Genomic DNA, 24,449 nt, shown 5'->3' with positions numbered 1-24,449 from the left:
CCGCCGGAAGGACCCGCGATGACCGAAGCCTCCCCTCGACCCACCCGGCCGGGGACGTCCCCGGCCGCGCCCCCGAGACGCCGGTCCGGCCGGCGCGCGATAGCGGCGGCGACCATCGGCAACGCCCTGGAGTTCTTCGACCTCGCCCTGTACGCCCTGATGGCGACGTACATCGGCAGGACCTTCTTCCCCGACGACAACCCCGGCATCCAGCTCGTCCAGGCCTACGCCGTGTTCGGCATCACGTATCTGGTCCGCCCGATCGGTGGCCTGCTGCTCGGCTCGTACGCCGACCGGCGGGGGCGCAAGAAGTCGCTGATGCTGTCGATCCGGCTGATGGTGCTCGGCACCGCGCTGATGGCGTTCATGCCCGGCTACGCCACGCTCGGGTTCTTCGCGCCGCTGGGCATCGTGCTCGCCCGGCTGGTCCAGGGCTTCGCGGCCGGTGGCGAATTCGGCGCCGCCACCTCCTTCCTGGTCGAGCAGGACAGCCGGCGCAAGAGTCTCCTCGGCAGCTTCCAGTTCGCCAGCCAGGGGCTCGCCACGGTGCTGGCCTCCGTGTTCGCCACGGGCCTGACCGCGACGCTGTCCGATGCCCAGATGACGGCCTGGGGCTGGCGGATACCGTTCGTCTTCGGCCTCCTGGTCGGCCCGGCCGGCTATGTCATCCGCCGCTGCGTCGAGGAGCCGCCCGGGCCGGCGCGGCGACCGGCGGAGCGGGAGCGCGGGGAGACGCCTTCGCCGATCCGCTCGGTGTTCCGCCGCCACTGGGGCGGCCTGTTGCTCGCCGGCGGGGCGCTGATGGTCTCCACCGCACTCAACTACACCTTGCAGTACCTGCCCACCTTCGCGATCAAGGAACTCGGCCTGGACGACTCGCTGTCGTTCACCGCCCTGCTCATCACCGGCATCATCCTCACCTTCGGGACTCCGGTCGTGGGCCTGCTCGCCGACCGCTTCGGGCGGCTGCGGATCATGGTCCCGGCCGCGGTCCTCATCGGCCTGAGCGCCGTCCCGCTGTTCATCTGGCTGTCCGAGGCACCGTCCTTCCCGGTACTCGCGTCGTGTATGACGGTCCTCGGCCTCCTGAAGGCGGCGTACTTCGGCGCGCTGCCCTCGGTGATGTCCGACGCCTTCCCGGTGGAAGCCCGCGCGACCGGGCTCGCGTTCAGCTACAACACCACGGTCGCCCTCTTCGGCGGCTTCACCCCGACGATCGCCGCGGCACTGGTCACGGCGACCGGCTCCCGGATCTCACCGGGCTACTACCTGACGGCCGTGTCCACTCTCAGCATCGCCGCGCTGGTGAGCGGATACCGGGTCCGCGGCATCCGCTGAGAGGGCGGGTGCAGGTGCCTGAAGTGACGCCGGAGCAACGCCCGTATCACCGGCGGCTGAACGCGGCACACTGCGCGGCCGGCGCGCTCGGCGCACGGTGCGACTGAGTCACATCCGTTACAAACGTTACGGACGAACGCAATAGTAACTTTCTAGATTTTTTGCCGCGGCCACCCTCCATTCGGAGCGCCAACTCCGTTGTTCCGTCACACACATCGACAGCCTCCAACGCTTCCCGCTCCGGGGACCGAGGCCTGACGACGTGCGACACACCGGTGCGCCGCACTCCCCCCACGAATCGGCATCGGCCCCGAGCGGCCGTTGCCCCACTGATAGGAGACCGTGTGTCCACGCAACTGCAGTCCGAGCTCGCTCCGGGCCGGCGCAAGAGCAGTGTGGTGGCCGGGGCGCTCGCCACCGCGTTCCTCACCGGCATATCCCTGATCGGCACCCAGACACCCGCGTTCGCCGACGAGGGACAGACCGCGAAGGTCGCCGACGGCACCTACGAGTCCGATCAGGACGTCCTCGCCGCGATGGAGAAGACCGATCCGGTCAACTCCTCGGAATCCTCCATGGGTTACCCGGCCGGAGTGGACAAGGACAAGGACGGCAACGTCAAGGCGTTCACCCTGGCGGACGTACAGAGCACGTACGACCCCGAACAGGCCGTCAAGGACGCCCAAGCGGCGGCGACGCAGTACGCGGCCGACGAGAAGCGCTCCGCGCCGCTGCGGGAGAGCGCCAGGCACCTGGCCGACGGATGGGCCGACGCGGCCAAGCCCGGCGGCACCGAAATCCGCCAGAACACCAAGGACAGCGCGCTGTCCGGCGGGCAGAGCGCCGAGCAGTACTGCGACATGACCAACACCGACTCACAGAGCCCGTACTACGGCCAGGCGGCGCCCTGCATGTTCGTCGGGAAGGTCGACGAGAAGTACCCGCAGCGGGGCGCCAGCGACGGCCTCACGGGCGAGGGCAAGCTCACCTACAAGGTCACGGCGTCCGTCGCCGACGAGCAGAGCACGACCGAAGGCTGGCAGGTGGGCGGCAAGATCACGCCCACCATCAGCGGCGACGGCGGATCGGTAGGCGGCGAGGCCGGCTTCACGTACAGCTACAGCTCGACCTCCACCACCAAGGTGCAGAACACCCGGGAGTCGGACGTCGAGATCAACGTGCCGCAGGGCAGGAAGGGCTATCTGGAGGGCCGGGCCAACGGCGCCACCTACACCGGCTACATCGTCGTCCGCGACCTCGACAGCAACAACCAGGAGCACCTCGTGGCCATTCCGGCACGGGTCTTCATCCAGGCTCCCGGCAGCAGCAGTTCGGTCACTTGGGTCAAGCGACTCACCGCCGCGTAACAGGCCGGACCCCTTCTCCGGCGCCGCTGAGCGTGCGCCGGAACTCCGCCTTGTTCGCACCTCATTCACATTTTCCGCACTGGGCGATGACATGCGCAGGCCATAGGTATATGGTTCGGCCACTGTTACTCAGGGTGTAGCTCTGGCCAACGGTTGGGCCGGTGGTCGATCGCTGCAATGCCCGGGGCGCAGTGCCCTACCCCCCTCACAGATCTGCCCGCGTGCGCCGGACCCGGTCGTGCCAGACCGGGGCCGGCGCACGCCGCAGAAAGGCATGCCCATGTCCCGAATACGGGTCACGAAACCCGCCGCTCTGACCGCACTGGCAGGCGTCGGCGCCTGTCTGGCGATCGTCGTCGTACCGTCCGCGTTCGCGGGCACGACCACTCCGACCGGCGGCACCTGCACGATCCGCCCCGCGGCGAAGCACTCCGAGGCGCCGCTCAGCTGTCTGGGCGTCACCGCTTCTCTCGACCATCTGCCTGCCGTCGGCGAGCAGGCGACCCTCACCGTGGACGTCCAGGCGCAGGCCGACGTCGAGCGCGCCGGGCTGTCCGTCCAACTGCCGCCCGCACTCCGGATGACCGGTGAGGAATCCGGCCTCGCCGCACCCACCACGGACACCTTCGGCCAGCGCACCAGCAAGGAACTCGCCCTCACCCCCGGTACCCACACCGTCAAGCTCAAGGTCAAGGCCGTCGCCGCCGGACCCGCCCAGATCCAGGCGGACATCAGCGACATCGACCGTCCCGACCCGCGGCGCGCCGCGCACGACTCGGTGGAACTCACCGTCGGCGCCTCCGACGGATCCTCCGACAAGGGCGTCTCGGTCACCAAGGCCGACGCGGGGCCCGCCCACCGCCCCGGTTCCGGCGCCCGCAAGGCACGCCCGGTCACCCCCAAGGCCCCCGCCCCCGCCCGCCTCTCCACCCGTGCCTCGGCTGCCGCGACCCCGGACTCCGCGCGCGCCACCGCCTCGGCCAGGCCCTCCTCCCAGACCTGCGTCAGCGGCACCTTCCGCAACCGCTTCCAGTCCGCCGAGGGCGGCAGTTGGAACGGCAAGGCCAACCGGGACGAGCCCGTCAGCAACGCCAACATCACCCTGTGGGGCAAGCCCACCGCCAGCAGCGCCACGCAGAAGCTCGCCACGGGGATGACCGGCAACGGCGACGGCAAGTTCAACCTCTGCTACACCCCGAGCGCCTCCGTCACCGCCCAGGCGTGGGTGGAGTTCCGCACGCAGGCCGGTCAGATGTGGTCGGTGGTCGACGGCAGCGGCCGCCTCTACTCCACCGCCACGTACTCGCTGAACAACATCTCGGGCAGCACCAGCCTGGGCAACGTGTACGCCAACGACGGTCAGAGCCGTGCCTGGCACGCCCTCGACACCCTCAACAAGCTGTGGTGGAACCGTGGTTCCACGACCAACTGCTGGGCAAGTCGCCAGCAGGACGGCCACTGCACCCCGATCACCGTCCAGTGGTACCCCGGCTCCACCGACGGCACGTACTGGACCACCAACGACGACAAGATCCACCTCGCGGACAACGACCCCGACTCCGAGCACACCACCGTCCACGAAGCGGGCCACGCACTCATGGGCAAGCTCTACAACGGCTGGTGGCCGAACGTGAGCAACTGCTCGCCCCACTACGTCAACCGCACCTCCTCCACCAGCTGCGGCTGGACCGAGGGCTTCGCCAACGCGGTGGCGTTCCACACCTTCAACGACACCACGTACTACTGGGGCAACGGCAGCTCCCTGAACCTCGCCAACGACCGCTCCACGACCGGCATCGACGCGGGCGACGCCTGCGAGGCCCGCGTCGCCACCGCGCTCGTCGACCTGTGGTCCAAGGTCGACGGCGGCTGGACGAAGAGCAACACCATGATGTCCCGGACCTGGCAGTCCAGCTTCCGCGAGTACTTCGTCGACGACCGGCCCGATTACGGCCTGGACAGCGGCACGACGGCCCGGAACATCCTCTACAACCACACCATCCAGTACTGATACCGACTTCTGTCGGCCACACACACCGATGGACCGGGCCGACTGCCGGCCCGGTCCATCGGTGTCGACGCCCACACGAGCGCGGTCTCCTGCCGAAGCGACCAGCGGCGCCGGCCCTTCCCGAGGCGTCATTTCCCGCGCTGGTTGACATGAAAGGATCAAGATATTGATCCTTCGTGAGGAGACGCGAGCGTGACCAACCACCAGCCCCCGCCATCCGGTTACCCCGCCCCTGGCGGTCCGCCCCCTGACGGCTGGCAGCAGCCCGGCCCACAGTCTGGGCAGCAGCCCGCGTGGGGCGCCGTGCCGCAACCGGGAAGCGGGCCGGGCGGACCGAACAACTGGGGCGGCCCACCGGTCGCCCCGCCCCCGCAGCGGAAGGGCAAAGGCACGTTGATCGCCGTCATCTCCGTGGCGGCCGCGCTCGTGCTCGCGCTGGCGGTCGGTGGCGTGGTGTGGTTCCAGAGCCGGGACAGCGGGATGGTGCCGTACACCATCAGCCTTCCGAACAAGCTCCTCGGCGAGTACTACAAGAAGAAGGACATCCCCAACGTCTGCCCGCACTCCGACTGCCTGACGTCCATAGACGAGGTCAAGAAGCTGGGGATCAAGAAGGGTTTCCCCCGGGGGGCCTCCTACATGACCCCGGTCGGTGACCCCAAGGAGCAGCCGACGATGACCGTCATCGGCATCCAGGGAACGGTCACCAACCCGACCGACTCGGTGGACGCGGTCCTGACGCGCATGCACAAGGACGACAAGAAGAACGCGAAGGCGCTCGGGGCCAAGATCGAGGTCATCGAAGGGACCAAGAAAACCGCGTGGAAGGGCGACACGTTCGACGGAACCCTCATGATGTGCGAGTCCGTCATGATGCAGCCGAAGCACGGCCTCGACAATGACGTGACGATAACCCGCTGCGTGTGGGGTGACACCAGTGCTGTGGGCATCGTGCAGCAGCAGGGGGTGGGCATCGGGTCCGACGTGATGGACACCAACGAACTGACCGACGCCACGCTCAGGGTTCGGAGCCAGTTGCGGCAACCGCACCCCGCATGACACGTCTGCCAGGGGGCCAGCCCATGTCTGCGCCGCGCTAAAGCCCCGGTACGCATCCTTGACCGGGTCATCGAAGGGCGGGGCGCTTCGCGGGCGGCGTGCCTGGGGGGTCCGCTTAACATCACTTGCCATGACTGCTGAAGCCGAGCCCCCGGCGGAGCCCGATGTCACGCTCACCTGCCCGGCCGAGTTGTTGGCGGGCTATCTGGATTTCTACCGTGACGCCGTGCTGCGCAAGCTGGACGGCCTCACCGACGAGGAACTGCGGGGCAGTCGGCTGCCCTCCGGCTGGGCACCGCTGGAGCTGTTGAAGCATCTGGCCCATGTGGAGCTGCGCTGGTTGCAGTGGGGCTTCGCCGGCCGGCAGGTCGAACAGCCGTGGGGCGATATGGAAGGCCGTGGCGGCAGATGGCGTGTCGAGGCGGGGGAGACCGTCGAGGAGGTGACGGCCTTCTTCCGCGCCCAGTGCGAGCGGTCCCGCACGATCGTCGCCGGCGCACGGCTGGAGGACCGGATGGCCACGCTCGGGGGCCGGGTCCCGCCCGAGGAGGAGCGGCCGACGCTGATCTGGGTGCTGTTCCATTTGCTCCAGGAGTACGCCAGGCACGTCGGGCAACTCGACATCGTCCGGGAGCTCGCCGACGGCGTCACCGGCGAGTAGCCGGAGCCCCGCGCAACCGTGCTCGGCGATGACCGCCGCCTCCGCTTCTCCTCCGGGCCGGCGGTGGCGGTGTACCTCCGCAGGATCTCCGACACCCGCGAGCCAGTCGGCTAGCTGGGGCGGATCGAGGCCTCGATGTGGGTGAGTTGGGCGGCGAGGAGCTCTTCGAACGCGGCGCGGCGGTCCGCCCCGAGGGGACGGACGTCGCGGGCGAAGTGGGCCAGGGCGGGGAAGCGTTCGGGGTCGGCGCCGAGCACCGCGACGCGGAACAGCTCCATGCCCTGTTCGCGCTCTCCAGGGGTGACGGTACTGACCCCGGCCTCGGAGGCGATCAACGCGGCGATCAGGATCGCGATCCGGTGGTAGCGCGCCGGGATCTCCTCGTCGGGCAGTCCCGAGGCGCGCAGGGCCTGCAGCACCTCTTCCATGACCAGCCGGGAGCCGGCGCCGCTCGACGCGTAGCGTCCCCAGACCGCGGCGAGCTGGGGCTGCTGACCGAAGGCCTCCCTCAAGCGCAGGGCCAGGGCCGTGATGCGCTGCTTCCAGTCGCCCTCGGGGCGGTGGCCGTCCATGGCGGCCAGCAGGATCCGGTCGGCGACCGCGCGCAGTAGTTCGGTCTTGCTGCGGAAGTGCCGGTAGAGGCTGGAGGAATCGGTCCCGAGTGCCGCGGCGAGCTTGCGCACGCTGAACGACTCGGCGTCGCTCGTACGCAGCAGCTCCGCCGCCGCATCCAGGATCTCCTCGGTCGACCACCGTCTTCTGCCTGCCATCTCGCCCCTCTCGCCGAGGCTCAGTCTAACTTATGCACTTGGTGTTGCACGCACCGCGTGCATAATGAGGACATGAGAGTGCCGGGCGGCCCGGAAGCGGCCGGGCCGGCGTGCCACTCGTGCCCTGTTACCCGGGTCAGGCGGCCGGCGTGCGGCTCACCCCGGGGACTACGAAAGGACGCATGTCGTGAGGAACCCGCTGGATCCCGCGGAGCTGAACGCCGCCATGGAAAACGTCCACCGCGCCGGTATGCCGGGCCTGTTCGCCGAGGTGTGCGACGGCGACCAGGTCTGGCGCGGCGCCGCCGGGGTCGCCGATGTCACCACCGGTCGCCCCGTCACCGCCGACATGCGGCACCGCGTCGGCAGCATCACCAAGACCTTCACCGCCGCCGCGGTTCTGCAGCAGGTCGAGAGCGGCCAGATCGGTCTCGACCTGCCGATCGGCCGGTACCTTCCGCGGCTGGTTCCCAAAGAACGCGGTGACGCGATCACGGTCCGGATGTTGATGAACCACACCAGCGGCTTCGCCGAGTACCTCCCGTACGCCTACCCCTCCCTCAAGGCGTACCCGGTGGTCGCGGACACCCGCCCCCAGAGCCTGGAGGACCACCGGTTCACGCGGTTCGACCCCATCGAACTGATCGAGATGGGGGTCACCGCACCTCCCGTCCGCGCCCCGGGCGAGACGCCGGGGGTGTACTCCAACACCAACTACCTGCTCCTCGGCCAACTCCTGGAAGAGGTGACCGGTACCACGGCCGAGCAGTACATCACCCGGAACGTCATCGAACGTGCCGGGCTGCGGGACACCGGATTCCCTGCCGGACTGTCCGTCGACGGGCCGCACTCGCAGATCTACGAGGCGTGGTTCGGCATGATCGACCCGCCGCGCGACTACAGCGTCTACGACATGTCATGGGTGGGGCCGACGGCCTCGCTGATATCGACCGTCACGGACCTCAACCGCTTCTTCGGCAGGCTGCTCGCCGGCGAGATCGTCAGCCCGTCGTCGCTGGCGCAGATGCAACGCACCGTCCCGGTCGTCTCCCAGGAGCAAAGAACGATCGACTACGGCCTCGGCCTGCACCCGATGGAGGCTCCCGGTCGGGGCACCTACTGGGGCCATGGCGGCACGGTCTGGGGTGCTGGAGCACTGGCCATGACCAGCGCCGACGGCCATCGGCGGATGTCCGTCGCGGTGAACCTGCAGAGGTGGAACCGGCTCGACTCCTCGGGCAGGCCGCAGCCCCATCCCATCGACGACGCGCTCGCGGCTCTCTACCGGGTGGTGATGTAGGCCCTCACCCGTGGAGCCGCTCCGACTGGACGGGGAAGATCGCGCACGTGGTGGTGGCGTGTGCGTACACCTTCCCGTCGTCGACGCCGACCACCTGGGCCTCGGCGGTGCCGAGCGTGCGCCCGACGTGGACGGCGGTGCCGGTCGCCCGGAGCCTTCCGGTCCGGGCGGTCACCGGCCGGATGAGATGCACGTTGAGCTGTGCGGTCGTGTAGCCCGTACCGGCGGGCAGGCGGCTGAAGACCGCGGAGCCGAGTGCCGAGTCCAGCAGGGTGGTCAGGTAGCCGCCGTGCACGGTGCCCATCGGGTTGTACAGATGCTCGCCGGTTCCGCCCTCGAAGACCGCCCGGCCGGGCTCGGCGCCGACGAGCGTGAAGCCGAGCGTGTGCGAGATGGGTGCCTGTGGCGTACGGCCCTCGATGATCGAACGCAGGAAGTCCAGGCTGGAAGGAGCGGTGGTTGTGGTGTTTTCGCTGCTCATGGCAGTAACGCTAGAGCGCTTCCACGCCACGACAAGTACGGATTCTGGACCGCTACCGTGGGCCGCATGAGTGGATACGGGCAGTTCTGCGCGGTCGCCCGCGCGCTGGAAGTCCTGGGCGAGCGGTGGACGCTGCTGGTCGTACGGGAGCTGCTGCTGGGCGAGCGGCATTTCAACGACATCCGCCGGGGCCTGCCGCGCATCTCACGGACCATGCTGTCGACGCGCCTGAAGACCCTGGAGAAGGCCGGGATCGTGTCACGGGAGGACGGCGGCTACCGGCTCACCGAGGCAGGCGAGAATCTGGCGCCGGTGGTGCGGGAACTGGGCGGCTGGGCCATGCACTGGGACCGGCGCGGCCTGCGGCCCGAACACCTCGACCCCGATGCCCTCGTGTGGGACATCCGCCGCCGTACCGTGACCGAGCACCTGCCGGAGCGGCGGACCATCGTCGAACTGCGCTTCCGCGGAACCGAGGGCGGGCCGTACTTCCTGCACATCGCCCGGCCGCAGATCGACCTGTGCACGGACGACGGCGGCTTCGAGGTGGCCTTGCGAGTGGACGCCGACCTGGAGGCGCTGACCCGCTACTGGCTCGGTGAGACCCCATGGGCCCCGCTCCTGCGCTCAGGAGCCGTCACTCTGACCGGACCGAGCACGCTGCGACGGGCCTTCCCCACCTGGTTCTCCGGCTACCTGCTCCGCGCCACGCCTGCCGCAGGGGGCGGTTGGCGCTGAGCTGCCGAACCCGCGGCATGATGCGCCCCGCGCCGCCCGGATCACCTCCGGGCGGCGCGGCGCAACAGGGCGAACGATGCTGGGTGCGGTGCTGTCCCGCAGAGCTTCCTCGCGCCTGTAAGAGGGCAGCTGTCCGATGTGAGGATCACGCCTGCGAAGCGACCCGAAAGGCCGGAAGTTCGATCTCCTCGGGGTCGAGGCAATCGGCACTTTCGTGCCCTTCGAGAATGAAGCCGAAGAACTCCTTCAGTGCTTCATTTCCGAGGTCGATCGGATGAAAGGGAAGTGCGTAGTCTGGCGTGTGGCGTACGCGTCGCTCCCCCTCCCAGAAAGGCACCTCGAAGGCGAGTCGATCACCTATGTCCTCGATGACCCCGGAGCCAGGGCTCAGGCTTACGGCGCGAACCAGATCGCCACGCGACCACACGGCGAAGGCCGACCAGTCTTCGGCGCTGTCCATGAATACACCGTAAGCGCGTCCTCCGGTCGCCCACTTGGCGATCATTTCGGTCAGGCGGCTCGGGCTGGATTGTGCGAGTTCACGGGAACAGATGACGTCGAACCCGGGCAGGGATGCCGTGCAGACGGTACCCGAATCAGGCCAGACCGCGAGATCGAGGGGGAGAGGTTCCGTCTCGCGTACCGCGGTCCCGAGGACCCTTTCGGCCAGGGCCTTCGACCTGGAGAACCGGATTTCCGGCATGGACCGAAAAGTATCTCGCGGATCCCCCTCGGCAACCACCACCACGGCCGCTTTCGACCCCATCAGAATACCTCCCCCATCAGAATGCCTCCCGGATTCTCGTCGTCCTACCTGAGCAGATGCAGACTAGGGATCGCAGGCAGGGCACCGCCACAAGTCCACTTCCACCTTCATCTTAACCGTCGCGCCCTTCGTCAGGCCGGGTACTCGATTCGTGTTCAACACCGCGCCGGTGCGGCCAAGTTCTGCGTACCCTAGGCGCTGATTGTCGGTCAGGGAAGCTCCCTTTCCGGTCTTCACCTCGACTGCCACCCAGTTTCCCGCCGTGTCCTGCGCCACGAAGTCGGCCCTGAAGACGTCGCCGCGACTGTTCTTGAACCGGACCTCGCTTTTTATGTTGGTGTACCCGGCCTTCTGAAGCCTCTGCAAGGTGGCGGCTTCCCCCAGGGCGCCGTGGGGCAGCCCGTCGACCGGGCATTCGCCGGCGTTGTGCACGAGGATCGAAGTCGCGCCGGCGAACACATAGTACGTGTGCAGACCTTGGACGGTGAGGTTGTAGGTTCTGGCATTTTTGGAGAAGGGGCGGTTTCCCTCGACCCTGACCGCACTGCCATCGACCGTTCTGAGCGTCATGCCCGGCCGGAGGCGGGCGGCCTCGACCCAGTCGTGCTGTGAGGGGGACCAGAACGGATGCTCGTTCGTGGCGGTGAGGTGTCGTTTCCCTTGGGGAGTGGCGAGGGTCAGGTCATTGAAACGCTTGTCGTGCTGGGTGGTGATGAGCGAAGTCACCACTCGTCGGACCGTCTTGCCGCTCACCGGATCTGTGGCGATCACCGAATCCCCGATCCGCACCGCCTCGATATTCTTCTTCGAGTGGTCCGCCATCAGTACTTTGGTGCCGGCGAGGAAGCACTTGAAGCACTTCGCCGTCTTGGCGACTCGTGAACTCTCGGAGATGTCTTCAATGCCTTCGCCGAGCTTCTTGAGGAGCTTGAGCTTTCCGACGGGGAGGACGGAAATGGCGAAGGCGGTGCATGCTCCGAAGTTGGGGTTCTTGATGCACTCTTTGAGGTCGTTGAGGCCGGTGATCTCCCATACCACGGCGGTCAGCGTGGGGTCGATGACGGGAGTGACGTCGCCGCCGGAGATGACGCAGGGCAGGAGACCGGCTATCTCGTTGCCGGTGCGAGCGACGCAGTGCGGCCTCTTGGCCTTTTGCTTCTCCTGCTCCTTGCGGGCCTCCTCTGCCTTACGGCGTGCCTCGGCCACCTCGCTCTCACGCTTCTTCTTCACCGCCGTCCATGCCTGGCTGGCGAGGGTGTTGGCTTCCTTGGCGCTCTTGCCGGCGTCGAGTGCGGCAGCGCGGGCGTCGTCGGCTGCCGAAGTGGCGAGGTAGGCAGAGTTGCGCGCGTAGTTGGCGGAGAACTCCGCCTGGGCTGCGGTGGATTCGGCGGCGTCGGCGTCACGGTCGGCCGTGTTGGCGGCGCTGCGGGCGGTCTTGGCGGACTTGGCTGCCTGGGCTGCGCTGCTCTCGGCGCTGGTGGCGGCCTTGTCGGCGTCGTCGGCGTACTGTTTGGCGAGCTTGGCGGACGTCTTCGCCCCGTCCGCGGCCTTGTCGGCATCGGTCGATGCGTCGTCGGCCTTGGCGGCGGCCTCCGCCGCCTTCCAGCTGTTGTACCTGGCCTTGGCCGCTACGCCGGAGGCTTCGGCGATCAGGCGTTGCATCTGGGCGATATGGGTGCCGGCGAGCTTGTCCTTGCGGTCGGCCATGTACTGGCCGACCTGGACGAAGTCGTGCAGCTGGTCGGCGGAATCGGCCAGGGCGATCTTGGCTGCGGCCTTCATCTCCGGGCCGCCGCTGTTGACGAGCTTGGAGGCGATGACCTGCTCGTCGGAGTTCAGCGCCGCGTACTGCCCGTTGCTGATGAACGCGGCGAGCACCTTGCCCTTGCCGTTGGCCAGGGCGGCCTTGGACGCCTCCTTCACACCGGGGCCTCCGGCGTTGTTGATCTGGGAGACGCGCACGGCGTAGTCGGTGACGGCCACGTCGTACTGGCCGGTGGTGTAGAAGTCGCTGACCTGCTGGTCTGTGCCCTTGAGCGCCTCTGCAGCACCCTTGCGCACGACCTCGTAGGGGCTTTGCGTGCTGAGCTGGGAGACCTGCTCTCGGATCTCGTCCTGAGCGGCCTGCTTCCACCCGGTGCGCAGGTACTCCACGACGTCGTCGTCCAGTCCGGACAGGGCTCTGGCGGCGGCCTCCTGGTGCCAGGAGCCGCGGATTTTCAGAGCCTTGAGAGCGAGGACGCGGCCCTTCTTCGCGATTGCCTTGGTGTCGGCGTCGGGCTTGCCGGCCTCGGTGGCCAGTTCGGCTGCCGTGGTGTCCAGGGAACGGGCCTCGACCAGGTCCGCGGCGGAGGCGGAGGTGACGGTGGCGGTCTGTACCGCGTGGGAGCGGGCGCGTTCGATGGCGGCACCGGTGCGGGTGGTCAGGTCCTCCGCTTCGGCCTCACGGGCGATGGTGAAGACCTTCTTGGCGGTCGCCGCCGCCGACTCGGCCGCATCTGCCGCCCGCTTCGCCGCGGCCGCGTGCCTCTTGGCCTGTTCAGCCGCCTTGGCTGACTCACCGGCGTGCTTGGCTGCTTCTTCCGCGGCCGTCGCGGCCTTGTCGGCATGCGTGGCTGCGGACTCCGCGGCCTCGCGCGCCTCGTCGGCGGCGCCGGCGGACTTCCTGGCCAGGGCCTCGGCGGCGTTGGCCGCACGGTCGGCCTCGTGGGCATGGCGGCGGGTCTCCGCGGCCGCCGCCTTCGCCTCGCCGGAGTGGATGCCCGCGGCCTCGGCGTAGTTGTTGGCCTCATCGGCCGCGTCCGCCGCCGCGTTGGCGTTGCTGCTGGCGCTGCGGGAGGCCTTCGCGGCAGCGCCGGCGGCCAGCGAGGCCGCACCGGCCTGCTTGGCCGCCTCCACGGAGTCCCTTGCGAGGGCGGCCGCCGCCCGTGCCTTCTTCGCCATGTCCCTGGCTTCGCCCGCCCGGCCCGCGTCGGACGCGGCCGCGATCGAGGCGTTGTAGGCGTCGTTGGCCGCGTCGGCGGCGTTGGCGGCCGCCGCGGCGGTCTGCGCCGCTGCGAAGGCGGCGATCCGGGCCGAGCGGTTGGCGGCGTTGGCCGCGCTGATGGCCGTCTGCGACGCGGAGGCGGCAGCACGCGCAGCATCGGCGGCCTGCTTGGCCTTGACCGCCGCCCGCTGGGAGTCGTTCTTCGCGGCGTTGGTCTCCCGCGCCGCCTTCAGCGCGGCTTCCTTCGCGAGCTCCGACGCCTCGATCGCACGCGTGGAGGCTTCCTGCGCCTTCTCGGTCGCGTCCTTGGCCCGCTTTCCCGCCAGGGTGGCCTGCTCGGTCAGCTGGGCGATGGTGGCATGTTCCTGGTCGCGATTGCGCGCGACGAACTGCCCCACTTCGAGGAATTCGACGATGTCGTCAGGCGTGCCCTTGAGCGCGACCTTGCCGGCTGCCTTGACCGCCGGGCCGCCCGAGTTGACGAGCTGCGAGACCTCGACCTCGTTGTCCTTCTCGCGCGCCGTGTACTGCCCCTCCGCGAGGAACTTGGCACGGTCTTCGCGGGTGCCCTTCAAGGCTGCCTTGCCGGCGTCCTTGACCCCGTTTCCGCCGAAGTTGATGACCCGGGAGACCTCGACCTCCTGGTCCTCCTCCAGCGGAGCCTTCCAGCCGTCCTTCAAAAACGCCCGCAGCGGCTCGGGGTGCTCCGAGGTGCTGTTCTTCAGGGCGGCTTTGGCCGCCTCGCGTACCGCGGGACCACCGGCATTGAAGATCCGGCTCGCATCGACGTAGTCGTCGTCGAACTCGATCCTGTCCCTCTGGTCAAGGAACGTCTCGAGGTCCTCATCCGTACCAAGAAGCGCCTGCTCGGCAGCCTCCTTGACCCCGGCACCGCCATCCGTCCAGTAGTCGACCACACGTGCGCGCACGAAGCGCAGGTCGTCGTCGTTGCCGTCCGCCGCTGCCGGCCCGGCTCCCAAGAGTCCCGCCACCAGCGAGGCCGACAGCATCGTGGCCCATGTGCCACGACGCCGCGACGGTACGTTCCTTCGGGATAAGGCTCCGCTTCCGCGGATCGGCTTACCCGTGGTTGAGCCGGGTCTCAGTCTCATCAGGTTTGTCCTCTCTTGTCCTGCATGGCGATCGGTGGTAATCCCAGGCACCTGGAAAATCAGTTCGACTCAAGGGGGCACGCACGCACGGACGTGCGTCAGGGGTGGACGGGCTTCCAGGGCGCAGCGTTGAGCGGGCGGGTGCACGCCAAGGGGGCGTGAACAGCGGTGCGCACCAAAGGGGGGCGAAATGCTCGGCGCACGCCGAGGGCTCCATCACCACGTCAGCGGTGCGCAGACCCCCTGGTCACGGGCTCACGAGGACACGTTCGGCGGGCAGGGACGCGCTGGAGGTGTCGGGGTGGAGGGTGAGTTTCCCTCCGGGCCAGAGGGCGACGACGTCGTTCTGGCGGGCGGGACCTCCGAAGGAGCCGACGGTGGCCAGCAAGACGTGGCGCCATGGGGACTCGGCGGGCCGCAGTCGGTGTTCGCGCCCGAGTGCTTCGGCGGCGACGTTCTCGTACGCGGTGACCTCACCGTCGTGCCAGCGGACGAACACGTCCTGGTCTCCCGTTGGGGAGCGGAAGTCGCCCGCTGCGACGTCCCGTGCGTACGGCCAGGTGGTGTCGGGCGGTTTGACGAGCTGCTTCTCGGCGTGCAGCCCCTTGGCGTCGACGTTGGAGTAGAGCGTCACTTCACCGTCGGTCCAGGTGACCATGAGGTCGTCGCTGCGTGTGTTGCCGCCGCCGAAGCGGCCGGCGGCCATGGTGCTCGCGTGGGTCCATGTGCCGTTGGGCCCTTGCAGCTCCACCTTGTCCGTCAGCTTGGTCTTTTCGTTGACGTTCCTGTAGAGGGTCAGCCTGCCGTCGGTCCAGCGAACCAGGAGGTCGTAGTACCCGTCACCGGTGAAGTCCCCGGAGGTGATGACCGCGGCCTGCTGCCAGGCCTTGTCCTTGACGAGCTGGGTGTCCTTGCCGAATCCGTATGCGCCGTCTCCCGGGTAGAGGGAGACTTCGCCGTCGGACCAGCGCACGATCAGGTCGCTGACGTTGTTGCGGATCGAGGCGGTGAGGAAGCGGCCGGTCGTCATGCCCCGGGCGTGGGTCCACGTCTCGGCGGAGCCCATGGACGTGCCGGTGTCAGGATCCGGGTCCGACGGCTGGCCCGTGACGGCCTGCCGGTAGAGCCGGAGGACGTCGTCGTCGAACTGGGAGGAGTAGCTGGTGTGGTCGTGGAGACCGCCGGTCTGGTAGCCGCCGATGATGCCGGTGAGGTTACCGCGTCGACCGTCGAAGTCCTCCAGGAACGGGCCACCGCTGACGCCGGAGCGGAAACCCTCGCACTTGATCTCCATGAACCGGCCCTGGAAGGCGGTGGTGTCATGGGTGCACTGCAGAGGAGTCTTCTGGCCACCGGGATAGCCGACGAGCGTCACGGCTTTGCGTGCGAGCTTCGCTGTGGGGACGGAGGTCAGTTCGTTGCCGCGTCCGACGGCGTCCTCCAGGAGCTGCCCTCGGACGTTCGGGCCGACGCTCAGGAAGGCGAAGTCGACGTCGTCGTCCGGCTGTGCTCCTCGGTATCGGGCGTCGATCCAGATCTTGTCTTCCTGGACCGGGAAGATCCCGTAGGGCGCCTCCCCCGCCTGCCCGGCCGTCGATGTTCCGGTGCGGTAGCCGGGTACGAACGCGAAGTCCTGGTGGCGGTGGTCGCCTTTGAGGCAGTGAGCCGCGGTGATGACGAGGCTCTTGGTCGGCGAGGCCACCGCACCGGCGGTGCAGAACTGGTCCGGGGTGGGCGAGCCGTCGGTGGCACGGATCAAGAACACACCGACCGTGGCGACACCTTCGGGCACCTGGCGAGTCGGTTCGTTCGCCAGCGAGTGCCGCTGCCGCTGTCCAGGGGCCGGCCGCGATGGCGTATCCGTGTTACGGGACTGCGCGGCATCCACCGGAACGGCGTCGCGGATGCGCTCCGGCGTCCAGTACCGCTGTGCCTCCCGAGCCTTGTCGGACTGCTCCGCCTGCACGTCGTGGACGGGATCGTGCCCGGTGCCCGCCTGAATCGTGGTGCGGCCGACGGCACCAGGGGGAGCCGGCTTCGTATGGGGGAGGGCGGTCGCCGGGGCGGTGACGACCAGTGATGCGCACAGAACAACAAGGGTGACGCGCATCCAAGGTATGCGTCTCATGGAGCTTTCCGTGGGGTGTCGGGGTGGGGAGGGCGGGCCGATCTGACCTGGCCAGCCGGGATGTGCCGTCCGTGCCGCGTGCTGCGACGGGGAGAATCCCGCCCGTCGCAGCACGCGGCGTCGCCTCATCCGACGATCTTGATCTCCGTGTGTGTTCCCGCGGCGTCCACACCCGGGAAGAGGCTGACCGACCCGTTGGCCCACCGGACAATGGCGTCGTTGGCCCGGTCGTTGGCGACGAACGCACCGGCGCTCATCACGGTCGCATTGGTCCAGTAGGGCTTCTCCGGCCGGACATTGACCTCGCCGTGGAATCCCGCCGCGTCGACGCCCGGGTAGATGGTCGCCTCGCCATCCGACCACCGCACCAGCAGATCCATGGTCTTCTTGCCGGTGAACTCACCGGCGCTGATCTGGGTGGCGTGCGTCCAGGTGGTGTTCTTGTTGACGAGCACCTTCCGCGCCTTGTCCGCCACGCCGTTGGTGTCCAGGTCGGGGTGGAGGGTGACGCGGCCGTCGTCCCAGGTCACGAGCAGATCGTCCCGCTGCTGGTTCGCCGAGTAGCGGCCGGCGGCGATCTGTGTGACGTGCGGCCAGAGGGTGTTCTCGGCCTTGGCGAGCTGCTTCTCCCCATGGAAACCCTTGGCGTCGACATGGGTGTACTGGGTCAGCTCACCATCGCCCCAGCGCACCACCAGACCGTCCGCACCGCCGCTGAAACTGGCACCGGTGATCTGCTTGGCGTGCTGCCAGATGCTGGTCTTGCCGGGCGCCGGCGGCTTGGCCAGCTGGTACTCGGCGGCGAAGGGGTGACGGGCGTCCTTGTCGTCGGAGCCCTGGTAGAGGGTGACTTCCGCGTCGGACCAGCGCACGATCATGTCCATGTGCCGGGTGCCGCCGGCCGAGCCGCCGGTGAAGTACCCCGAGGCGATGTGGGTGGCCTTCTCCCACGGTGCGGAGGCGAAGACCGGGCGGTAGCGGACCTGCTTGATCCAGGCAGCGAGGTCGTCCACCCGGGCGTCGACGGCGCCGGTGCGGGTCTCGGCCGGGTCGGTACCGAGGCAACCGCCCTGCCAGGACGTGCTGTTGACGGCGACGAGCTCCGTCCGGCCGCCGCTCTCACGCAGCGCCGGACCGCCGGTGTCACCCGGGCACACGGCCGCGCTCCTGCCGGTGATCCCCAGCTTCCCGTCCTGCACCGCGTCCACCGTGAAGGCGGCCGTGTGCAGCTTGTCGGGCACCCACTCGGTCGCGGTCCGGCCGAAGCCGACGACCTTCAACTCCTCACCCTGCGCTGGAGGAGCCGAGGCGACGGCCACGGGCGTCACATCGCCGACCGACTTGGCCAGCTGGACCAGCGCCACATCGCGCCCCGGATAGGGCACCACCTGGGTGACGTCGGTGACGGTTCCCGCCGAACCGCTCAGGTCGGTACGGCCGACGGTCGCCACGGTCTTCCACTTCGGGGCGCCCTCGGTGACCTTCGGGCTCATGGGGTCGTCGGCGAAGCAGCTCGCGGCGGTGAGCACCCACTGCTTGTCCACCAGCGCGCCCGAGCAGCTGCGCTTGCCCTCACCGATGTCGAGTTTCACGGCGAACGTGTAGGCCCCGCCCGAGGCGGCGCCGCCTCCGGAGACTGCGTACGCCGGCATGCTCGTCATGAGGGAGGCGGCACATAATCCTGATATCCACGCGGCGCGCGAACGTCTGCCCATCACTGACACTTTCTGTTCGATCGAAGAGGTGGCGCAGTTCCGGGCACGCACGCTGAACAGCGGGCCCCTGCCCACTTGTTGCCCGGAGGTGCTGCCGCAGGACGGCGTCAGCTGGTGACGCGGAGTTCCACAAGGACCGAGCGCTTCTCGGAGCTGCCGGCCTCGCCCAACGGCTTGTAGTCGTTCTTGGGCGCGTTGATGACGGTTTCCTTACCGTCAGCGGTGATCTTGGCCTGCACCGGGTGCCCCACGGTCCATATGCCGAAGGCGTCGGCCAACTCCATCGTCAAGTAGCCCTTGGTGCCACGGACCGCGAAACAGAATTCCCCGGCGCCGGTACGGGACTTGACCATGATGTCGTAGGGGGAGTCGCAGCCGGTCAGCACGATGTGACCGTCACCCCGCTTGAGGGTGATCTTCTGATCCTGCAGGATCCGCGCGGCGTTCGGATAGCCGAAGTCCTCGACGGCGGAAGGCATCTCGGTTGCGGCCGCGGGGGCCGGATCGGCCTGCGCGGCGGCCTGCGCAATGGTCAGGCCGGCCATCACCGCCGACAGCGACATTGCGCCAACAAGGCTGGTTAACACTGCTTTTCGGGCATGAGGTATCGCCACGGCACCTTCCGTTCAAAGGTGTGGATGTCAAGATGTGTCGTTGCAGTGAAGAAGTAAAGCATATGTAAGGCATATGTGAACGTGTCGCTGTCACGTTCGCGCGGACACGAAGGCACCGGCAGCCCAGGCCCGGTCCTTCGCCACCCTCAACCACCGGAACCCCCAGGCCAGGTCGTGCGGCAGGCCCAGGCACACCGTCACCAGGTGCATGAACACATCGGCCATCCGGGCCGAAACGGCGCTCTTTTCCCGCGCTTCGCGGCGAACGGACCCTGGCGGGAAGGGATGTGCACGGACGGTGCCGAGGGGGAGCCGCGATGTCCGGACCGCTCTATGTTCCCGTTCTGCCGGCCCGGCCGCATGCGGTCGGGGCCTTCCGGCGGTTGTGGCCGGACGTTCGGGCCGCGATCAGGCCGCTGTGGAACCTGCCGCCGTTGCCCGGAGCGGCCCCGGAGACGCTCACCATGATGGTGGGCAAGTACGTCGATCCGGTGAGTGCCGTGAGCCGTCACGGCGGATGGGTCGACGCTCCTTTCGGTGAGGACGCCCAGACCGCCGCCCTCGCCGAAGCGCTGTCCGTCTACTGTGAGTTGGGTTTGCTGCGGCCGGTCACCGGGCCGGAGAGGACAAAGGCACAGCAGCTGGCAGCTGTGGAGACGGCGCGGCGCTGCCTACGCGGACTGGGCGTCCGGGTGCGGGTCACGGGGGAGTGGGACGGGCGCCACGGAGACGACGTCCGGGACCTGCTGGCCCGGACCGGCCCGGAGGTGCCCGTGGACCTGCTGCTCGACATGGGCGCGCTTCTCGCCGACCGACCCGACGCGGGCAAGGAGGCACTGCGCGCCCTCGACGCGCTGATGCCCTTGACGGTCTGGCGCAGCGCCGTTCTGCTCGGCGGGGCCTTTCCCCGGGTCACCGCCGACATGCTGGCAGCAGGATCGTGTCAGGAGCCACGGGAGGAGTGGCGCATGTGGCATGAGGTGCACGTTACGGGCCGGGCCTATGCTCCGCTGCTCGGTTACGGCGACTACGGCGTGCAACCCCCGGGTGCTCTGGCGCAAGCCCCGGCACCGGGGAGGAAGGGCGGTCCGCCCTGGGGCGTGCTCCGCTACACCACCGACAGCTCGTACCTCCTGTTCAAGACGCTGACCCGGGGGCCCGACCGGATCGCCGTCAACCGCGGTGCGGCCCGCCGGATCATCGAACTGCCCGAGTTCCGGGGAGCGGGTGCCGGACAGGGCGAGGAATGGCTGAGCGACTGCGCGCAAGGTCCGCTCTCGACCGGTGAGGGTGTGGGCGGGCCCACGGAGTGGCTGCGGGCCGGAAACCTCCAGCACATGACGTACGTCGTACGGAGCCTGCCCGGCGGCTGAGCGGGCGGCTGAAGCTTGCGCCCGTTCAGCCGCCTCGTCCGGCGATCAGCTGAACAGCGGTGCCAGGTCAGCGGCGATCACGACGTCTCGCTGGGCAACGTGTCCGGGGGGTAGAACTGACGCACCCAACGGCGGTAGTGGCCGATGGCGCTCTCCTCAGGGGTGAGCCGGGGGTCTGGTTCGTACCGCTTCCAGTTCCAGATCCTGGCATCCTGGCGCATCTGGTGGGCAATGGTCTGCACGAGCGCCTGCCCCGCCACCGTGGACAAGGACATGGAGGCGGCCTTCCGGAGCCGGGAGGGTTCCGCGCGCGAAGCGGCGTCTGTCATGACGACTACACGCAAGCGCGTCTGCCATGGCCCGACCGGGGTCGCCGTGAGCACTACCCCCAACGTCATCCCGACCTGGTGCAGCGTCACCTCCCCCGACGCCAGGCCAGGGCCGGACAGGACCACGCCCTGCTCCACCTTGATGGTCGCCAAGCGGACGGACAGCCTGATGTCCGCGCCGAAGGATATGCGCAGCAACGGCCCTTCATCTACCAGCGGAGCGACCTCACGAAGGGCGACGTTGTGCACGATCGGCTGATGCTGGTAGTCGACGAAGCTCTCCATGACCTCCTGTGGGTGCGAGGCCAGGAGCGTGCTCCAGGAGGCGGCGGGCGCGAACCTGTCATCAGGTAGCTCCGAAGGCTCCCAGGCGGGCGGTGCGGCATCATGGCCGTGCCAGACATAGATGATCTCGCCCCGCTCGCGCACGGTGTACTGCGCCAGCGTCGCCCGGGGCGGGGCTCCGCCTGGGGCCTTGGCGCAGGATCCCTCGACGTCGAAGGCGAAGCGGTGGAACGGGCACACCAGATGCTCGCCCTCAACTACCCCCCCGGCGCCGAGGTGGGCGCCCAGGTGGGGGCAGTGGGCATCCACGACCCGCAGGACGCCGCCCCTGGTGCGGTAGAGGACGAGATCGCGCCCCATGAAGCGCCGGTTCACCACCGCGCCGGCCGGCACCTCACGGGACAGCGCCAGGCAGAACCATCCCGACGGGTACGGCAGAGGCACCCGGTCTCCCTCTCCCACGGCAAGGTCGGTCCGCATCGGAACGGCTCCCGGCCGCACTCGGTGTCGGAGCCTGGCCAGCGATTGCCTGTTCAAGGTCTTCCTCCTCGTCCCTTTGCTCCGGCCGCCACCTGAGCGGCCACTGCGCTGGTAGCGACTGGACCGCTCCCGGGAACCGCGTCATGTCCGAGCCGGTCTCTGCCAGGCGTCCTGCGCGGCGCGGCGTCCCTGCCCGGCATCGAGGCCGTCGATCCGGCCTGGCACTACCTCCAGCAGGGGCCGCGTGGCGCGCGGTGAAGTACTCGGCCCCCGCCGGCGCCTCCCGGGGCAGGCTGATTTGGCGTCAGATGCCGGCTTGGTGCTGCCCGGTGGCCGGTTGGCCCGCGTCGTCGGCGGTGATGTCGCGTATCCGGTGCGCGCCGGGAACGCGGAACATGCGCGCCTCGGCGCTCGTCAGACGCTGGTAGGACCACGAGCAGGCCGCCCGGATGTCGCCCAAGGCCCGCTCGCCGCACAGCACGTTGAGCGTCAGCCAGATGTTTTTCACTGACGTGGCGCTGGCGATTAAGTAAGAGGATGCACAAGGTGCTCCGGCGGCGGGGTCTCATAATTGCCAAGGGATCGCCGTTCGCACAGCGCACCGCACCTGACCAAGGACTGCGAACTGCACTTCCGCCCCCGTCTGAGTAGCAGTTCTCGCCAACATGAAGCCATGAAGCGTCTCGGTCCCGGACGCACGACGCTATTCGATCATTACTTCGGCGGTTGCCGTCAAGACCCTGCGGCGGCTTCCGTCGAGTTCCGGGCGGGCGCCGCACCGACCGCGCGGGTCCTGCCCGGCAGCGCCCTTCGGTGCGGTCTTGCTGTCCGTGGCGGCCGGCCTGGGCGCGGCCGCCACGGAGTCGAGCACGATCGTGTCAGTGGATGCCTTGCGCGTGCCTCTGGGCTGTCATCTACCTGCCACACCGGTACACCGTGTCGCAGGAACTTCTACGGTGGGCGCCGAGGCGGCCTCAGAGGGAGTTTCCATGGACCAGTCCAACGGTGAATCGAAGGCGAACCGGAATACCGCGCTCAATGAAGAATTTGTGCTGCTGGCATTAGGGTCCCGGCCTCGGTCCACTCGCGCGACGGTCGCATGGGGCGCACATCGATTCAGCTGTGCGGCGCGGGCCTGATACGACAGCAGCGTATCCGGCCTCGGATTCCCACCGGGGCGCGATCACGGTGAACATGCTGTGACCTGGGTGATTCCGTCCGAGTGAGTGGACACGGTGCTCTCCCGCCGTGATCCGCATCGTCACCTTTCGTATGCGCATCGGCGCGAGGCGACTCTTTTGAAAGCCCTGAAAGTGAGCAAGGCGACGTTCTAGTAATTGATCCGGCCAGATGGGTGAGAATGCTGATAGCCTGACCGCCGCGAAAGCGCTCATTTGTGTCGCATCAATAAACGCTCAACCATTCATTGTCGGCCCTTTTTTCATATGGGCTTGAATGTTCCTTGACGCACCTGGGAGGATCGCATGCGCAACGTGCTTGCACGCAAGAGGACCACCGCAGATCCCAGCGAGACCGTTCCTATAGCGCCTGGAGGCCTCCCCGTCGTGGGTCATGCGGTGAAGGCACTCCGTGATCCAAGGGGATTCCTGCGTTCGCTGCCCGCGGATGGCGACATGATGCGCGTCAACGTCGGCCCGCTTAAGGCGGTGATGGTCTGTGACCCGGAGTTGATCTCACAGATATATCTCAACGATCGCACCTACGACAAGGGCGGTCTGCTGTTCGACAAGGCCAGGGAGGTATTCGGCGACGGTCTGGTGACCTGCCCGCATGCCATGCACCGACGGGAGCGCCGGCTGGTTCAGCCTGCGTTCCACCGTAGCCGGCTTCCCGGCTACGCCCGAGCCATGACCGAGGGAACAATCCTGCGGACCAGCCCGTGGCGTGATGGTCAGGTCCTGGACATGCCGGCGGAAATGCTGAGCCTGACGATGCACAACATGTTGCAGGCGATGCTCGGCGGGATGGTGTCCCCGGAGGACCTGCGTCAGACGGTCGGCGACGCCATCGAGGTACTCCACGCGACGTACCGGCAGACATTCAGCCCAGCGCTGCTGAACCGGATTCCGACCCCCGGCAACCGGCGCTATCAGCGGGCTGTGGCCGGACTCCACAACACCGTGACCGACATTATCGCCAAGGCCCAGGTGGACCCGGAGGACCGTGGAGATCTGCTCTCGGCGCTCCTGACGGCCCGCGATCCAGGCAACCCCGATGACCCGGCCGACGGCAGCCAGGGCGAGCGGCTGAGCAGCGCCGAACTCCGCAACGAGGTCCTGACGTTCCTGGTGGCAGGTTCGGAGACAACAGCGATCGCCATGTCATGGGCGCTTTACCTTATCGCCTGCAATCCGGATATCGAGAAGCGGCTGTGGGCCGAGACCGATCGCGTCCTGGACGGCAAGCCGGTTTCCCTCGACCACCTGCCCGACCTGAAAATTGCCAACCAGATCATCACCGAGACGCTGCGGCTCTACCCGCCGGCCGGGATGCTGTGGACCAGGCTGGTCACGGCAAACACCCAGCTGGGCGGCTATGACATCCCGGCCGGGACGACCATCGCGTACAGCTCTTACGCTGTGCACCGCCAGGCGCGCTACTACACGGACCCCGACGTCTTCAATCCGGACCGTTGGGACGCCGAAATGCTGCGTTCCGTACCGCGCAACAAGGCCTATCTCCCCTTCGGTGGCGGTGCACGCAAATGCATCGGCGACCAGTTCGCCATCGCTGAGGCTGTGCTGGCGCTTACGGAAATCGCTTCCCGCTGGCGCGTGGAAACCATCCCCGGACAGAAGCCTCCGGCTATCACCCCCTCAATGGGACCGCGTCACCTCAAGATGCGACTGAGGGCCAGGGCTTTACCGGAGCGCACGTCATAGCGCGAGCGCACGGATCCATTTGAGATAGTGCGG

General features: G+C 68.2%; 18 protein-coding genes. 9 read left to right on the top strand and 9 right to left on the bottom strand.

What is annotated here, in order from left to right:
• Positions 1 to 18 precede the first annotated feature (18 nt).
• The 5 genes from ACFWZH_RS09370 to ACFWZH_RS09350 all read left to right on the top strand — a co-directional run bounded on the left by ACFWZH_RS09370 (position 19) and on the right by ACFWZH_RS09350 (position 6,436).
• Entirely contained in the window at positions 19 to 1,338 is a 1,320-nt protein-coding gene (locus tag ACFWZH_RS09370) for an MFS transporter (RefSeq protein ID WP_384427396.1), read from the top strand.
• A gap of 344 nt (positions 1,339 to 1,682) precedes the next feature.
• On the top strand, positions 1,683 to 2,705 hold the full coding sequence (locus ACFWZH_RS09365; RefSeq protein WP_384427394.1) for a hypothetical protein: 1,023 nt from the start codon (positions 1,683 to 1,685) through the stop codon (positions 2,703 to 2,705).
• A gap of 280 nt (positions 2,706 to 2,985) precedes the next feature.
• A complete protein-coding gene (locus ACFWZH_RS09360) occupies positions 2,986 to 4,716 on the top strand; it encodes a mycolysin (RefSeq protein WP_384427392.1) in 1,731 nt (576 codons plus the stop codon).
• A 411-nt stretch (positions 4,717 to 5,127) separates the two neighbouring features.
• The gene (locus ACFWZH_RS09355; protein ID WP_384427390.1) at positions 5,128 to 5,775 is read left to right on the top strand and encodes a hypothetical protein; all 648 of its coding nucleotides are present in this window, start codon (positions 5,128 to 5,130) and stop codon (positions 5,773 to 5,775) included.
• Positions 5,776 to 5,905: 130 nt separating this feature from the next.
• On the top strand, positions 5,906 to 6,436 hold the full coding sequence (locus tag ACFWZH_RS09350; protein WP_384427388.1) for a DinB family protein: 531 nt from the start codon (positions 5,906 to 5,908) through the stop codon (positions 6,434 to 6,436).
• Between the two features lie 110 nt (positions 6,437 to 6,546).
• Here ACFWZH_RS09350 and ACFWZH_RS09345 read toward each other — a convergent pair whose 3' ends face one another.
• Positions 6,547 to 7,206, bottom strand: a complete 660-nt coding sequence (locus tag ACFWZH_RS09345) for a TetR/AcrR family transcriptional regulator (RefSeq protein ID WP_384427386.1) — start codon at positions 7,204 to 7,206, stop codon at positions 6,547 to 6,549.
• A 187-nt stretch (positions 7,207 to 7,393) separates the two neighbouring features.
• Between ACFWZH_RS09345 and ACFWZH_RS09340 the strand changes: the two genes are divergently transcribed.
• On the top strand, positions 7,394 to 8,506 hold the full coding sequence (locus ACFWZH_RS09340) for a serine hydrolase domain-containing protein (RefSeq protein ID WP_384427384.1): 1,113 nt from the start codon (positions 7,394 to 7,396) through the stop codon (positions 8,504 to 8,506).
• 4 nt (positions 8,507 to 8,510) lie between these two features.
• Here the strand turns inward: ACFWZH_RS09340 and ACFWZH_RS09335 are convergent, their stop codons facing one another.
• The gene (locus ACFWZH_RS09335) at positions 8,511 to 8,987 is read right to left on the bottom strand and encodes a PaaI family thioesterase (protein ID WP_384427382.1); all 477 of its coding nucleotides are present in this window, start codon (positions 8,985 to 8,987) and stop codon (positions 8,511 to 8,513) included.
• 66 nt (positions 8,988 to 9,053) lie between these two features.
• On the opposite strand from ACFWZH_RS09335, the gene ACFWZH_RS09330 reads away from it, so the two are divergent.
• Positions 9,054 to 9,725, top strand: coding sequence for a winged helix-turn-helix transcriptional regulator (locus ACFWZH_RS09330; protein ID WP_384427380.1), 672 nt, complete (start codon positions 9,054 to 9,056; stop codon positions 9,723 to 9,725).
• 145 nt (positions 9,726 to 9,870) lie between these two features.
• Here the strand turns inward: ACFWZH_RS09330 and ACFWZH_RS09325 are convergent, their stop codons facing one another.
• The 5 genes from ACFWZH_RS09325 to ACFWZH_RS09305 form a co-directional block, all read right to left on the bottom strand.
• The gene (locus ACFWZH_RS09325) at positions 9,871 to 10,491 is read right to left on the bottom strand and encodes a DUF6928 family protein (RefSeq protein ID WP_384427378.1); all 621 of its coding nucleotides are present in this window, start codon (positions 10,489 to 10,491) and stop codon (positions 9,871 to 9,873) included.
• A 63-nt stretch (positions 10,492 to 10,554) separates the two neighbouring features.
• Positions 10,555 to 14,640, bottom strand: coding sequence for a polymorphic toxin-type HINT domain-containing protein (locus tag ACFWZH_RS09320; RefSeq protein ID WP_384427376.1), 4,086 nt, complete (start codon positions 14,638 to 14,640; stop codon positions 10,555 to 10,557).
• A gap of 196 nt (positions 14,641 to 14,836) precedes the next feature.
• On the bottom strand, positions 14,837 to 16,717 hold the full coding sequence (locus ACFWZH_RS09315) for a trypsin-like serine peptidase (RefSeq protein ID WP_384427375.1): 1,881 nt from the start codon (positions 16,715 to 16,717) through the stop codon (positions 14,837 to 14,839).
• Positions 16,718 to 16,842: 125 nt separating this feature from the next.
• Positions 16,843 to 18,369, bottom strand: coding sequence for a S1 family peptidase (locus ACFWZH_RS09310; protein ID WP_384427373.1), 1,527 nt, complete (start codon positions 18,367 to 18,369; stop codon positions 16,843 to 16,845).
• Positions 18,370 to 18,539: 170 nt separating this feature from the next.
• Entirely contained in the window at positions 18,540 to 19,046 is a 507-nt protein-coding gene (locus tag ACFWZH_RS09305) for a hypothetical protein (RefSeq protein ID WP_384427371.1), read from the bottom strand.
• A 317-nt stretch (positions 19,047 to 19,363) separates the two neighbouring features.
• Here ACFWZH_RS09305 and ACFWZH_RS09300 point away from each other — a divergent pair, with 317 nt between their 5' ends.
• Positions 19,364 to 20,419 (top strand): beta family protein, encoded by a 1,056-nt coding sequence (locus ACFWZH_RS09300; protein WP_384427370.1) that lies wholly within the window; start codon positions 19,364 to 19,366, stop codon positions 20,417 to 20,419.
• 77 nt (positions 20,420 to 20,496) lie between these two features.
• Here the strand turns inward: ACFWZH_RS09300 and ACFWZH_RS09295 are convergent, their stop codons facing one another.
• Both ACFWZH_RS09295 and ACFWZH_RS09290 read right to left on the bottom strand, forming a co-directional pair.
• Positions 20,497 to 21,513, bottom strand: a complete 1,017-nt coding sequence (locus ACFWZH_RS09295) for an aromatic ring-hydroxylating dioxygenase subunit alpha (RefSeq protein ID WP_384427368.1) — start codon at positions 21,511 to 21,513, stop codon at positions 20,497 to 20,499.
• 304 nt (positions 21,514 to 21,817) lie between these two features.
• Positions 21,818 to 22,021: a hypothetical protein gene (locus ACFWZH_RS09290; RefSeq protein WP_384427366.1), complete on the bottom strand. Its 204-nt coding sequence runs from the start codon at positions 22,019 to 22,021 to the stop codon at positions 21,818 to 21,820.
• Between the two features lie 976 nt (positions 22,022 to 22,997).
• Here ACFWZH_RS09290 and ACFWZH_RS09285 point away from each other — a divergent pair.
• The gene (locus ACFWZH_RS09285) at positions 22,998 to 24,416 is read left to right on the top strand and encodes a cytochrome P450 (RefSeq protein ID WP_384427364.1); all 1,419 of its coding nucleotides are present in this window, start codon (positions 22,998 to 23,000) and stop codon (positions 24,414 to 24,416) included.
• Positions 24,417 to 24,449 lie beyond the last annotated feature (33 nt).

Origin of the sequence: Streptomyces sp. NPDC059008 (assembly GCF_042749045.1) — a bacterium.
Classification (GTDB): domain Bacteria; phylum Actinomycetota; class Actinomycetes; order Streptomycetales; family Streptomycetaceae; genus Streptomyces.
The sequence above is the reverse complement of the archived record's forward strand: the minus strand, read 5'-3'. Positions and strand labels throughout refer to the sequence as shown.

Coding starts and splice junctions, on each gene's coding strand:
- ACFWZH_RS09370 (WP_384427396.1), top strand. CDS start 19: ATGACCGAAGCCTCCCCTCGACCCACCCGGCCGGGGACGTCCCCGGCC.
- ACFWZH_RS09360 (WP_384427392.1), top strand. CDS start 2,986: ATGTCCCGAATACGGGTCACGAAACCCGCCGCTCTGACCGCACTGGCA.
- ACFWZH_RS09310 (WP_384427373.1), bottom strand. CDS start 18,369: ATGCCGGCGTACGCAGTCTCCGGAGGCGGCGCCGCCTCGGGCGGGGCC.
- ACFWZH_RS09345 (WP_384427386.1), bottom strand. CDS start 7,206: ATGGCAGGCAGAAGACGGTGGTCGACCGAGGAGATCCTGGATGCGGCG.
- ACFWZH_RS09300 (WP_384427370.1), top strand. CDS start 19,364: ATGTCCGGACCGCTCTATGTTCCCGTTCTGCCGGCCCGGCCGCATGCG.
- ACFWZH_RS09330 (WP_384427380.1), top strand. CDS start 9,054: ATGAGTGGATACGGGCAGTTCTGCGCGGTCGCCCGCGCGCTGGAAGTC.
- ACFWZH_RS09285 (WP_384427364.1), top strand. CDS start 22,998: ATGCGCAACGTGCTTGCACGCAAGAGGACCACCGCAGATCCCAGCGAG.
- ACFWZH_RS09335 (WP_384427382.1), bottom strand. CDS start 8,987: ATGAGCAGCGAAAACACCACAACCACCGCTCCTTCCAGCCTGGACTTC.
- ACFWZH_RS09325 (WP_384427378.1), bottom strand. CDS start 10,491: ATGGGGTCGAAAGCGGCCGTGGTGGTGGTTGCCGAGGGGGATCCGCGA.
- ACFWZH_RS09350 (WP_384427388.1), top strand. CDS start 5,906: ATGACTGCTGAAGCCGAGCCCCCGGCGGAGCCCGATGTCACGCTCACC.
- ACFWZH_RS09295 (WP_384427368.1), bottom strand. CDS start 21,513: ATGCGGACCGACCTTGCCGTGGGAGAGGGAGACCGGGTGCCTCTGCCG.
- ACFWZH_RS09315 (WP_384427375.1), bottom strand. CDS start 16,717: ATGAGACGCATACCTTGGATGCGCGTCACCCTTGTTGTTCTGTGCGCA.